This is a genomic window from Mesorhizobium sp. BR1-1-4 (genome assembly GCF_020165375.1).
GTDB classification, from domain to species: domain Bacteria; phylum Pseudomonadota; class Alphaproteobacteria; order Rhizobiales; family Rhizobiaceae; genus Mesorhizobium; species Mesorhizobium australicum.
Genome location: NZ_JAIUIB010000011.1, coordinates 169,946 through 182,062, shown reverse-complemented (window position 1 = coordinate 182,062; position 12,117 = coordinate 169,946). Strand labels below are relative to the sequence as shown.

The 12,117-nt window shown below is 63.4% G+C and carries 9 protein-coding genes; 5 read left to right on the top strand and 4 right to left on the bottom strand.

The features are described 5' to 3' along the window. Positions 1-59: 59 nt before the first annotated feature. Together LB571_RS23435 and LB571_RS23430 are read right to left on the bottom strand one after the other, a co-directional pair. Positions 60-656, bottom strand: coding sequence for a DUF922 domain-containing Zn-dependent protease (locus LB571_RS23435; RefSeq protein WP_140823785.1), 597 nt, complete (start codon positions 654-656; stop codon positions 60-62). 138 nt (positions 657-794) lie between these two features. Continuing rightward, on the bottom strand, positions 795-2,474 hold the full coding sequence (locus LB571_RS23430) for an electron transfer flavoprotein-ubiquinone oxidoreductase (protein ID WP_224598319.1): 1,680 nt from the start codon (positions 2,472-2,474) through the stop codon (positions 795-797). 220 nt (positions 2,475-2,694) lie between these two features. On the opposite strand from LB571_RS23430, the gene LB571_RS23425 reads away from it, so the two are divergent. The 3 genes from LB571_RS23425 (at position 2,695) to LB571_RS23415 (ending at position 5,153) form a co-directional block, all read left to right on the top strand. Then, positions 2,695-3,339, top strand: a complete 645-nt coding sequence (locus tag LB571_RS23425; protein ID WP_140726705.1) for a hypothetical protein — start codon at positions 2,695-2,697, stop codon at positions 3,337-3,339. Between the two features lie 90 nt (positions 3,340-3,429). Next, the gene (locus tag LB571_RS23420) at positions 3,430-4,296 is read left to right on the top strand and encodes a uracil-DNA glycosylase family protein (RefSeq protein ID WP_140618530.1); all 867 of its coding nucleotides are present in this window, start codon (positions 3,430-3,432) and stop codon (positions 4,294-4,296) included. A 53-nt stretch (positions 4,297-4,349) separates the two neighbouring features. Then, positions 4,350-5,153, top strand: coding sequence for a helix-turn-helix domain-containing protein (locus tag LB571_RS23415; protein WP_015318612.1), 804 nt, complete (start codon positions 4,350-4,352; stop codon positions 5,151-5,153). On the opposite strand, the gene LB571_RS23410 is transcribed toward LB571_RS23415, so the two are convergent. Beyond that, positions 5,154-6,119: a DMT family transporter gene (locus tag LB571_RS23410; RefSeq protein WP_140618532.1), complete on the bottom strand. Its 966-nt coding sequence runs from the start codon at positions 6,117-6,119 to the stop codon at positions 5,154-5,156. A 269-nt stretch (positions 6,120-6,388) separates the two neighbouring features. On the opposite strand from LB571_RS23410, the gene pepN reads away from it, so the two are divergent. After that, a complete protein-coding gene (pepN, locus tag LB571_RS23405; RefSeq protein WP_224598315.1) occupies positions 6,389-9,034 on the top strand; it encodes an aminopeptidase N in 2,646 nt (881 codons plus the stop codon). A 196-nt stretch (positions 9,035-9,230) separates the two neighbouring features. Then, the gene (locus LB571_RS23400) at positions 9,231-11,552 is read left to right on the top strand and encodes a PAS domain-containing sensor histidine kinase (RefSeq protein WP_224525819.1); all 2,322 of its coding nucleotides are present in this window, start codon (positions 9,231-9,233) and stop codon (positions 11,550-11,552) included. A gap of 45 nt (positions 11,553-11,597) precedes the next feature. On the opposite strand, the gene LB571_RS23395 is transcribed toward LB571_RS23400, so the two are convergent. Further along, complete coding sequence (locus tag LB571_RS23395) at positions 11,598-12,071, bottom strand: hypothetical protein (RefSeq protein WP_015318616.1); 474 nt, start codon at positions 12,069-12,071, stop codon at positions 11,598-11,600. Between the last annotated feature and the right edge of the window lie 46 nt (positions 12,072-12,117).

Genomic DNA, 12,117 nt, shown 5'->3' with positions numbered 1-12,117 from the left:
TCAACGAATGGAGCACCCGCGCCGCGGCGAAGCGTTGAGATGGCGAACGGATTGCTCGTTCAAGGTTTCCCGATCAAGGCAGCGATCAGATGTTCGACATGGCCGCCATCGCGATGCTCACGCCGATCGAAGGCGTTTTGCCTCGCCTCATATTCTGCATAAACGGCCTTGATGCGAAGCCGAGCCTCGCCGCGCGCCTTGTCGCATGACGGGTCGTTGGCGACCCGCAGGCCAGTTATCGACCTTTCTGTCACGCGCATCATCTCCCTGGCGATGCGCCCATGTGTTTCCTCATGGGCGCGAACACCGGCGAAAAACCTGTTCCAACGCCTCTTCAACGTCGGCGCCATGGGCGAGCCGACGCGAGGGAAGGTGTAGAACAGATTGAGCGTGCCGTTGACCCGCCGCAGCCGGCAGACGCCGTTGTCCTGGCCTCCGCCGAGATCCCAGTCGACCGTATAGGCGGTTGTGGCTATGGCATGCGTCATGAAGCCGTGCTTGGGCCCCTTGCTGTCCATCGCGTCGATGAAGGCCGTACCCGAGTTTCCCGTGATGTCGTAGGTCCGCGTCTGGACGATTGCCCTGGTGCCGGCCAAGGCCTCAGGCGCGCACAGTGTCCCGATGACGGCGAGGCATGTCAGAACTGTCCGGCGCATCGGCCTTCTCCTTGTCCCCGGAGAAGGGAACCATAAGCCGGTGATAGTTTCAACGGTTCTGCTGCGCTGCATGCTCTCGCAGCCAGAACTCCGCTGCAATTTTGCTGCCGCGCCCTGGACGGCCCGGCGGCGCAGGGGTCACATGCCCTGGTAGACCGGTCCTTCACCGCCTTGCGGGGGCACCCAGTCGATGTTCTGGTTCGGGTCCTTGATGTCGCAGGTCTTGCAGTGGACGCAGTTCTGCGCGTTGATGACGAAGCGCACATCCTTCGCCTGCGGGTCGGCGGCGGCGTTGCCGTCCTTGTCGACCCATTCGTAGACGCCGGCCGGGCAATAGCGTGTGGAAGGTCCGGCAAAGACATCATGTTCCGAGCGTTTCTGCAGGTCCATGTCGCCGACCAGCAGATGGACCGGCTCGTTTTCCTCGTGATTGGTGTTGGATAGGAACACCGAGGACAGACGGTCGAAGGTCAGCACGCCATCCGGCTTCGGATAGACGATCTTCTTGTGCTGGGCGGCAGGCTCGAGCGTGGCATAGTCGGCCTTGCCGTGCTTCAGCGTGCCGAACGGCGAGACGCCGAACAGCGTGTTCAGCCACATGTCGAGGCCGCCGAGGCTGACGCCGATGATGGTGCCGAAGCGCGACCACAGCGGCTTGACGTTGCGCACCTTCTTCAGGTCCTTGCCGATGTCGGTCGCCCGCCAGGCATCCTCATAGGCGGAAAGCTCGTCATTGGTACGGCCGGCGCCGATCGCCTCGGCGACATGCTCGGCCGCCAGCATCCCCGACAGCACCGCATTGTGGGAGCCCTTGATGCGCGGCACGTTGACGAAGCCCGCCGCGCACCCCATCAGCGCACCGCCCGGGAACGACAATTTCGGCACCGACTGCCAGCCGCCCTCGGTTATGGCGCGCGCGCCGTAGCCCAGGCGCTTGGCGCCGTCGAACGTGCCCGCGATCGCCGGATGGGTCTTGAAGCGCTGGAATTCCTCGAAAGGCGACAGATAGGGATTCTTGTAATTGAGGTGGAGGACGAAGCCGACCGCCACCTGATTATCCTCCAGATGATAGAGGAACGAACCGCCGCCAGTCTTCATGTCCAGCGGCCAGCCGAAGGAATGCTGCACCAGCCCCGGCCGATGGTTCTCCGGCTTGACCTGCCAGAGTTCCTTGAGGCCGATGCCGTATTTTCCGGGCTCGCGGCCATAGGAGAGTTTATATCTAGCGATCAACTGCTTGGCCAGCGAACCGCGCGCGCCTTCGCCGATCAGCACATATTTGCCCATCAACGCCATGCCCGGCGCGAAGCCTGGACCATGCGTGCCGTCCTTCTCGACGCCCATGTCTCCGGTGACGACGCCGGTGACGGCACCTTCTTCATTGTAGAGCAGGCCGGCCGCGGCAAAGCCTGGGTAGATCTCGACGCCGAGCGCCTCGGCCTTGCCAGCCAGCCAGCGGCAGACGTTGCCGAGCGAGACGATATAGTTGCCGTGGTTGTTCATCAGCGGCGGCATGAAGATGTTGGGCAGGCGGAACGAACCGGCGGGGCCGAGCACCAGGAAATGGTCCGCAGTGACCGGCGTCTTGAAGGGATGACCATCCTCCTCGCGCCAGCCAGGCAGCAACCGGTCGATGCCGATCGGATCGACGACGGCCCCCGACAGGATGTGGGCGCCGACTTCGCCGCCCTTTTCCAGCACGACGACGGAGAGCTCGGGATTGACCTGCTTGAGGCGGATGGCCGCGGCAAGGCCGGCCGGTCCGGCACCGACGATGACCACGTCGAATTCCATGCTTTCGCGTTCGATATCGCTCATCAACCCCTCCGCACTGGCTTGCCGCCGTTGGCGTATCTTGCTGGCTCCTGCGCTGCATAGCGCATCAATTGGCGACAGGAAACCGGCGCATACGTGACAATGCCGATTTGGCCAAAAAGTCGCGCTTTGCGCGGCAGAGAGGCCATTTCCGCGCGGCGCGACCCGCCAGGCTTGCGTTTTCTATTGTTCGACGGCTTGCTTATCGGCCATACTTCCCGCCATGCGCATTCCCGGGCCAGGCGGCTTCTCTTCGACGCGCTTTCCATCAACGCCCGGCCGGGCCTGCCGGGCGCTTATTTTGGCCCTTCTGGCGTCGAGCCCGGGTCATGCCGTCGCGGATGAAGTGAAGGTCTGGGCGACAGGCGCGTACTCGTTCTCCGACGAGCTTGGCGGTTTCCGCATCACCGGAGCCTCCGGCATCGGAACCAAGGACGATCCGCTGATCATCACCGAAGAGCTGAATTCGGCGACACCCGTGACGCTGACCATCCGTACCACAAAGCCGATCCAGGCATTCGGCAGAGCAGGCGAGTTCGCCAATGGCATCATGTATATGCGCATCGACGCGCTCAACAACAGCGGCCAGGCCTGGATCGAGTTCCAGTTCGAGCTTCAGGAAATACTGGACCAGCCAAGCGTGTTCGGAGACGGGCTTTCGTTCGACCAGCGCAACAAGACGCCCGACAATATCTGGTCGAGCAATTTCGCCGATTTCGACCGCGATTTCGAGCCCTATGACCGGCTGCTGTTCAAAAACGGCAAGGTGGACCCGCTGAAGACCGCCAGCTTCGAATTCCTGATGACCGACTACACGCCGCGATGGACCTTCTATTTGGTTCAGGATCCACGCATACCCACTGGCTAGACCGCGACCTCACCTTGGCAGGCGGGATTGGCTGCCGCCATCGACCTCGCCGAGGTTGCAAATTGATCCCGCCCGGACGATGGTGCGGCCATGACTGCCGCCTCTCCCAACAATCCGGTCGATTTGGCCGATCTGCTCGCCTTCTATGCCAGCGCGGGTGTTGACGAGGCTTTGGAGGATGCGCCGGTCAATCGGTTCGCGGAGGCCGTGCCGAAGCCGGCGGAGCGCACGCCGGCGGCGCCGCGCGAAAGCAAGGCACCGGAGCCGCCCACGGCTCCGCCGCGCCTCGATGGGCGCGCCGTGCCGGATGCTCCGGCCCCGCGCCCGCCGACCTCGGCCGTGCCCGACGAAGCGCAGGCGGCGCTGGCGCGCCAGCTGGCGACCGCGGCAATGTCGCTGGACGAATTACGCCAGCACATGGCCGCTTTCGAGGGCTGCAATCTCAAGGCGACCGCCAAGAACCTGGTATTCGCCGACGGCAACCCGCAAGCGGCTGTCATGCTGGTCGGTGAAGCCCCAGGCCGTGACGAGGACATTGAAGGACTGCCCTTCGTCGGCCGCTCGGGCCGCCTGCTCGACCGGATGCTGGCTGCGATCGGCCTCGACCGTAGCTCGGTCTACATCGCCAACGTCATTCCCTGGCGCCCACCCGGCAACCGCACGCCGACGCCGCACGAGACCGAGATCTGCCGGCCGTTCATCGAGCGTCAGATCGAGCTGGTCAATCCCAAGGTGCTGATCAATCTCGGCGGCCCGTCGGCCAAGACCCTGCTCAACACCTCGGAAGGAATCCTGCGGCTGCGCGGCAACTGGCGCGTGCACACAACGGGTTCCGGCATTGCCATTCCAGCCATGCCGACACTGCACCCGGCCTATCTCTTGCGCACCCCCGCGCACAAGAAGCTCGCATGGCGGGATTTTCTCGAAGTGAAGGCGAAGCTGCGGGAAGTGAGCTAACGATGACCTTGCAGGTAATTGAAATACATTCAGCGTCAGCCTAGTCGTCCTGCATGACAACGCCCCAAACCTCCGCCGGTAGCCTGATCCGCGAATGGCGCACGCGACGTCGCATGAGCCAGCTCGACCTCGCCATGGAGGCCGAGATCTCGCAACGGCATCTCTCCTTCGTCGAAAGCGGGCGTGCCGCGCCCTCGCGCGACATGGTGCTGCATCTGGCCGAGCAGCTTGCGATCCCGCTGCGGCAGCGCAATCAATTGCTGCTGGCCGCGGGCTTCGCGCCGAGCTTCAGCGAACGGCCGCTCACCGATACGACGCTGGCACCGGCAATGGCGGCGGTCGAGATGGTGCTCAAGGGGCATGAGCCGTTTCCGGCATTGGCGGTGGACCGGCACTGGAACCTGGTTGCGGCGAACACGGCGATCGGGCCATTCCTGGCCGATGTTTCCGAGCCCTCTCTGCTCCAGCCACCCGTCAATGTGCTGCGGCTCAGCCTGCACCCAGGTGGTGTCGCGCCACGGATCGTGAACCTCCAGGAATGGCGCACCCACCTGCTCGAACGGCTGAAACATCAGAACGATGCCGCCGGTGACCCGGTGCTGGTGGCATTGGAGCAAGAGCTTCGCGGCTACCCCTCTGGCCTGCAGAGCAGCCGGCCGGCGCCAGTCGAGCCGAATGCGATCGTGCATCCGCTGCGGCTTGCCCATGGCGACACGGTGCTTTCCTTCATCAGCACCATCACCGTGTTTGGCACGCCACTGGATGTCACCCTTTCGGAACTGGCGATCGAATCCTTTTTCCCGGCCGATGAGCAGACACGGGCGATGCTGGTACGCTTGGCGAAGGAACGGTCCTGATCACCCTTGCGGCAGCGCAGCTTTGCGGGTGCGCGTCCGCTCCAGACCCAGCTGCCGTTCGCGCCAGATGATGAAGATGCCGGCGGCGACCACGATCACGCCACCGACCAACGTGCCGGGCGAGGTCACGTCGCCGAAAACGAAGTAGCCGACGACGACGCCCAGGATCATCGAGGTGTATTCGAAAGGCGCCACGACCGAGGCTTCGGCATGACGGTAGGCCGCGGTCATCAAAATCTGGCCGAGCCCGCCACAAAAGCCGGCGAGGATGAGCAACGTGGCTTGTATTGGCGTCAGCGACTGCCAGCCGAAGGGCAGCGTCAACAGCGAGAGCACGCTCGCCGTCGACGAGAACCATAGCACGATGGTCGCCGTCTTCTCCGTCTGCACGAGATTGCGCACCAACAGCATGGCGACAGCGGAGATTGCCGCGGCCGCCAGCGCGGCCATGACGCCCAGGACCTCCTGGTCGTCGAGACCTTCATCCGAATTGAGCAGCGTCAGCTCCGGCCAGGAAATGACGAGCACGCCAATGAGGCCGATCGCGACAGCGCTCCAGCGATAGACGCGGATCGTCTCGCCAAGGAAGACCGAGGAGAACACCACGACCAGCAGCGGCTGTGCATAGTTCAGGGTGATCGCCTCGGGAAGAGGCAGCCTGGTGAGCGCGAAAAAGCCGAGCCCCATGGCACCGACGCCGACGACGCCACGCGCGACGTGGTTGAAGGGGCGTTTCGTCACGAATGCCGTGGCCAGATGTCCCTTCAACGTCAGGAAGACAATGATCGGGAAGATGGCGAAGAAGGAACGAAAGAAGACGATCTGCCCGGCAGGCACATCGCCTGCCGCCTTGATACAGGTTTGCATGCCGACAAAAACCGCCACGGAGACGATCTTCAGCACGATGCCTCTCAGGGTGCCGTGGCCGCCCGTCGTCTCTGGTTGCGCCCCCGCTCCTGATGTCACTTTGGCAATGCGTCTCTGCCCGTGGTCGAGGGCACGCTACGGTTCTCGAAATGGCAGAACGGGAAATTGTCGGCGCGCCGAACGAAAGCGCCCATCCCGAATTTCGGTGTGACGGCCGTCATGACTGCCTCGCGACAAGGAAAGGATGACCTGAATTAGGCCCTGCCGCAGTTTTGTCGAGGGAGTGTTTCGTGTAAAGAGCGCGGACTTCGAATTTTTGGACCGGTCAGATCATGTCCGGTCCCGGAAAAGACAGGAAAAGCCAGGGAATGCGCACCGATACAGGCCAGGTCTTCAAACTCGAGGACTATCGCCCCAGCGACTACCTCATTCCGAAAACCAGCCTTGAATTCCGTCTTTCGCCGCAGGCAACGGTCGTCACCGCGATACTGACCGTCGAACGCCGCGAGGACATATCCACGTCGGCTCCGCTGGTGCTCGACGGCGATGGGTTGACGCTCAAACGCGTCGAAGTCGACGGCAAGGTGGTGAGACCGGCGGATCTGCTGGCGAGCCCCGACCAACTGACCCTGCTCAAACCGCCGGCGGCACCTCGTTTCCAGCTGCTGATCGAAACCGAACTGGCCCCAGCCGGCAACGAGGCCTTGATGGGCCTTTACCGCTCGAACAACGTGTACTGCACGCAATGCGAGGCGGAGGGTTTTCGCCGCATCACCTATTTCCTCGACCGCCCCGATATCCTGTCGGTCTACACGGTGCGCATCGATGCGCGACGCGACGAAGCGCCGCTGCTCCTGTCGAACGGCAATCCGGTCGAGAGCGGCGATCTCGCCGAAGGCTGGCACTACGCCACATGGCACGACCCCTTCCCCAAACCATCCTATTTGTTCGCGCTGGTGGCCGGCAATCTCGGCCAGGTCGCCGACAATTTCGTCACCATGTCCGGCCGCAAGGTCGAGCTCGGCATCTATGTCGAGCCCGGCAAGGAGGCGCTCGCCGGCTACGCCATGGACGCGCTGAAGCGGTCGATGCAATGGGACGAGGAGGCGTTTGGCCGCGAGTACGACCTCGACGTCTTCAACATCGTCGCCGTGTCGGACTTCAACATGGGCGCGATGGAGAATAAGGGTCTCAACATCTTCAACGACAAATACGTGCTGGCCGACCAGGAGACGGCGACGGACGCCGATTTCGCCAATATCGAGGCGATCATCGCGCATGAATATTTCCACAATTGGACAGGCAACAGAATCACTTGCCGCGACTGGTTCCAGCTTTGCCTGAAGGAAGGGCTGACGGTCTTCCGCGATCATGAATTCTCCGCCGACCAGCGCTCGCGCGCGGTCAAGCGCATAGCCGAGGTGCGCACGCTGCGGGCCCACCAGTTTCCCGAGGACCAGGGCCCGCTGGCGCATCCCGTGCGGCCGCACCGCTACCGCGAGATCAACAATTTCTATACGGCGACGGTCTACGAGAAAGGCTCCGAAGTGGTGCGCATGATCCGCACCATTCTCGGGGCCGAGGTCTTTCGCGCCGGCATGGACCTTTATTTCGAACGCCACGACGGCGAGGCCGCGACCATCGAGGATTTCATAAAGGTGTTCGAGGACGCGTCCGGCCGCGACCTGTCGCAATTCGCGCTATGGTATCACCAGGCGGGCACACCCAATCTGACGGTGAGTTCGACGCACAATCCGGCCGCACAGGAATTCACGCTCGAGATCGAGCAGTCGGTGCCGCCGACACCCTCCGAAAGCCGCAAGCGGCTGATGCATATCCCGCTCGCCTTCGGCCTGATCGGCGCCGGCGGCAAACCTGTCGCGTATAGCGGCGTCGAGGGCGCCAGCGTCGAGGATGGCGTCATCCATGTCCGCAAGCGTCGCCATGTGGTGCGTTTCTCGGGCGTGGCCGAGCGCCCGGCGGTGTCGCTCAACCGTGGCTTTTCGGCGCCGGTGACGCTGTCGGCCGAGCAGAAGGCGGCCGACCAGTACTTCCTCGCCCGCCATGACAGCGACGCCTTCTCGCGCTGGCAGGCCTTCAACACGCTGTTGACCGATGCTCTGATCGCTGCCTTCCGCCAGATCCTTGGCGGCAAACAGCCGGACTTCGCCCCACGGCTGACCGAGCTTGCCGGCAGCATCGCCAGCGACGAGACGCTGGAGCCAGCCTATCGGGCCCTGGCCCTGGCGCTGCCTGGAGACGCCGACATCGCCCGCGACATCGGCAAGAACATCGATCCCGACGCCATCCATGCGGCCCGACAGGCGCTTGCGCTGGCGATCGGCATGGCCAATGGCGAGGCATTTTCCGGCCTCTACGACAGCCTTGCCGACAAGAGCGCTTTCAGCCCCGACGCGGCGAGTGCCGGACGGCGTGCCTTGCGCAACATTCTGCTGGATTATCTCTCGCTGCTGCCAGGTGGAGCGGCGTTGGCGGCCGGGCATTTCCAGTCCGCGAGCAACATGACCGACCGGGCGGCCGCATTGGCCGTGCTTGCGCATCGCCTCCAAGGATCGCCGGAGGCAAGCAAGGCGCTGGCGGCTTTCGAACAGACATATGCGTCCGACCCGCTGGTGATGGACAAATGGTTCCAGATCCAGGCCAGCGTGCCTGGGCCGCAGGCGGTGGAGACGGTTCGCGCCCTGACCGCTCATGCCGGCTTCTCGATGGGCAATCCGAACCGGGTGCGCTCGTTGATCGGCACATTCTCCAGCGCCAACCAGACCGGCTTTCACCGCGCCGACGGCGAAGGCTACCGCTTCTTCGCACGAACGGTGCTCGAGGTTGAAAAGCGCAATCCGCAAGTGGCGGCAAGGCTGGCGACGGCGCTCAGGTCATGGCGCTCGCTCGAACCGGGCAGGCAAGCCCAAGCTCGGGAAGTGCTGGTTTCGATCGCCAATGCCGAAAACCTGTCGGCGGATCTGCGCGACATCGTCGAGCGCACGTTGGCTTAGGCGCTCCCGCCTTCTTCCCTGCGGAAGAAGGCCGGGTTCTAAAAGCCCATTATTTTAGTCGATTTTTAATCTTTTTTCGCCCGACCACTGGACAAGGCGAATCACCTTTGATTCTTTAATGGCGATTCGGAAGTGCGGTGTTGCCGGATCACCAGCACATAGAAATGCGGCATACTGAAATCGGGGAGTGCCATTTATGGCAAAGGCGGACGCGTGGGGCGCGCCCGGTGGGATGGTTTTTGCGCGTCGCGAGACGCGCGGCGACGGCCTTGCCGGGAATACGCGGCTCATTGCCGAACCGGCCTACAAGCGGCTTCTGGCGGCCGAACCGCTGCTGCGCCGGTCGATACCGGCCCTCATCGTCATCTTCCTGCTCGTCATCGCGGCGCTGCGTGTAATCTCGCTGATGAACGAGCGCGACGACGTGGAGCGCGATGCCAAGGCTATCCTGACGCTGGCCGCCGCGCAGCTCGCCAGTTCGCTCGCCACCACATCGGACACGCTGCCGGGCGCCACCCAGGACCTGCTGGAGACCACCAGCCGCCAGGGCGCCATGGGCCGCAGCCATGTGCTGGTCATCACCGACAGCGCCTTCAGGATCACCGCGGTGACGCCGCGTTCGGTGCCCTGGCAAGGCCATTCGCTCGACGGCCTCGTCCAGGGCGGCCAACCTCTGTTCATGTTCGGCGACCGGGCCGGCGTCATGGAGGTCAACATCGGCGGGCAGGACTGGTACGCGGCGGTCAGCCTGAGCAAGGACAGGAAGGGAGCCGCGGCGGCGCTCGTCCCCCAAGAGGCGGTCTTCGACACGTGGCGCAAGACCGTCTCGCTCAACGTCACCCTGTTTGTGCTGACGGCCGGCGTGCTGATCATCATCCTCTATGCCTATTTCGGACAGGCGGCGCGCGCGCAGGCAGCCGACCGCATCTATGTCGAAGCGCATCAGCGTATCGACATGGCGCTGGTCCGCGGCCGCTGCGGCCTGTGGGACTGGGACATGGTGCGCGGCAAGATGTACTGGTCACGCTCGATGTACGACATGCTCGGCTATGAGCCCTGCGAGACGATGCTGTCCTTCGGCGAGGTCGACGAGATCATCCATCCCGAGGATGGCGACCTGTTCGAACTCGCCAACAGGATCGTCGCGCGCGAGATCGACCACATCGACCAGGTGTTCCGGATGCGGCATGCCGATGGCCAGTGGGTGTGGATGCGCGCCCGCGCCCAGGTCATGGACCCGGAAGCGCCGGAGATCCAGCTCATAGGCATCGCCGTCGACGTCACCGAGCAGCGCCACCTGGCGCTGCGCTCCGAAGCGGCCGATCTTCGCCTCAGGACCGCGATCGAGAACATCAATGAATCCTTCGTGCTGTGGGATTCGGCTCAAAACTTGATCATGTGCAATTCCAAATACCAGCAGGACAATGGGCTCTCGGACCGCGACGTGATGCCGGGTGTGACGCGCGCTTCCCTGGAAGAACGTATGCTGGCCTTTGCTTCGGAGCGCCGGCTCGCCAACACCAACGGTCCGCAGGGCGGCGCCACGTTCGAGCGGCAGCTGTCCGACGGCCGCTGGCTGCAGGTCAACGAGCTCAGGACCAGGGACGGTGGCATCGTCTCGGTCGGGTCCGATATCACCCAGATCAAGCTGCACCAGGAGAAACTCGTCGACAGCGAACGCCGGCTGATGGCGACGATCCATGATCTCAGCCTCGCCCGCCGGGCCGAAGAGGAACGGGCGCGCGAACTGGTCGACCTCAACCGCAAATACATGAAGGAAACCGAGCGCGCCGAAGCGGCGAACCGGGCCAAATCCGAATTCCTGGCCAACATGTCGCATGAACTGCGCACACCGCTCAACGCCATCATCGGCTTCTCCGAACTGATGGAACAGAGGCTGTTCGGTCCGTTGGGCTCGGAGCGCTACGAGGAGTACGCCACCGACATCAACAGCAGCGGCAAATACCTGCTCGGCGTCATCAACGACATTCTCGACATGTCCAAGATCGAAGCCGGTCAGTTCTCGCTGGACCAGGAACAGATCGACCTCGGTCCGCTGATCAGCGAGACGGTGCGTGTCGTTTCGCTGCAGGCGGCGCAGAAGGCGATCACCGTGGAAACGCGCATTGCCGACGCCTTGACTTTGTTTGCCGATCGCCGGGCGATCAAGCAGATCGTCATCAATCTCCTGTCCAACGCGGTGAAATTCACCGGCCAGGGCGGCCACATATCGGTCAGGGCCCGCAACACGTCAGGCGCGCTGGTGCTGACGATCGAGGACAATGGCTGCGGTATCCCGAAGGAAGCCCTCGGCAAGCTGGGGCGCCCCTTCGAGCAGGTGCAGAACCAGTTTTCCAAGAACCATGCCGGCTCCGGCCTTGGCCTTGCCATTTCGCGCTCGCTGGCCGAGTTGCAAGGCGGTGCACTGAAGATCCGCTCGACCGAAAGTGTCGGCACGATCGTATCGGTGCGCATTCCCGTGAAGAAGGCGCCAACGGCGGTCAAGGCCGCGGCCTGAGCGGCAGGCTCCGGTCGACGACCTCGGTGTCCGCATCAACCAATCTCACTGCACGCCGCCTTCGTTGCCTTCGCCATCCCATTGACGGTCATCGCGCCCGTCATTCGGCAGTTCGCCCTTCTCGATCTTGCCGTCATTGTTCTTGTCGAGCATCGCGAAAAGCTTCTTTTCGCGGCCGATGATGTCATCCGATGTCAGCGTGCCGTCGCCCTTGCTGTCGTAACGGGCGATGATGCGCCTGGCCATGCGTTCGAAGCGCGCCTTCTCCAGCGCGTCGGCGAGTTGAGCGACAGTCAGCTTGCCGCCATTGTCAGCGACAAGCTTCTTGAGCCGCGCGTCCATGACATCGGAGAACTGGTCGAAGGTGATTTTGCCGTCATTGTCCTTCATCGCCTTGTCGAGCCGCATCATGGTGCGCTCACGCACGTTGGCGCTGTCGAGGTTCTCGGCATAGGCCGCGCCGCCGACGGCTCCGGCCAGGGCGATGTATGCAAGTGCGAGCTTGGTTGTCTTTCTCATGGTTTTCTCCTGTTGCATCGTCACCCCCGATGCGGCCGAACGGTCG